1 protein-coding gene is annotated in these 586 nt (G+C 69.1%); it reads left to right on the top strand.

Translation table 11 applies throughout. The annotated features are described in order from the left end of the window. Positions 1-224, top strand: a 224-nt coding sequence (locus ABD323_RS44125; RefSeq protein ID WP_344447629.1) for an alpha/beta fold hydrolase, incomplete at its 5' end; no start/stop codon positions are given. Between the last annotated feature and the right edge of the window lie 362 nt (positions 225-586).

Below are 586 nucleotides of genomic sequence, written 5' to 3'. Positions count from 1 at the left end.
AACTCGACACGCCTGATCCGGCCTGGCTGGAGCGGCTCGACCGGATCACCGCCGAGACCCTCGTGCTCGCGGGCGGCCCGCGCAGTCACCTGTCGCAGGAGGGTGTCGCCGAGCTGGCCCGCCGCATCCCCGGCGGACGGGTCGTCACCATCCCTGCCGGGCATCTGATCCACAGCGCCGAGCCGGAAGCGTTCACGGAGGCAGTCGCAACGTTCTTGACGTGAGAGCAGCACAACACTGGTGCGCGGTTTGTCCGATCGGCTGCCGATTGGTGCATCCGGTGCGGCGCCTGTTGCCGCTGGTCGCTGCCGCTCCCTAGGCTCGCCCACGCAACCGGCCCAGGATGAAGGAACACGGTTTGACATCCTCTCCGCGCTGATGCGCGGGGATTCCGGCAGGTGCGGCCGGCGTTCCGGTGGGTTCCTGTTTCAACGGGCCGTGCCTGGCGTGGGATCGCCACGCCGGGTCCTACCGGCCCTCCGCAGGCGTTTAGCCTGTCCGCCCGTCCGGCGGCCAGGATGTTCCGAGCAGCATTGAGGTCACGGTCATGAGAGGTACCGCACGCGCCGCACTTCCACGTGCGGAC

Origin of the sequence: Kitasatospora nipponensis (assembly GCF_039528135.1) — a bacterium.
Classification (GTDB): Bacteria; Actinomycetota; Actinomycetes; order Streptomycetales; family Streptomycetaceae; genus Kitasatospora; species Kitasatospora nipponensis.
Note: the sequence above shows the minus strand (reverse complement) of the source record. Positions and strands in the feature narration are given on the sequence as shown.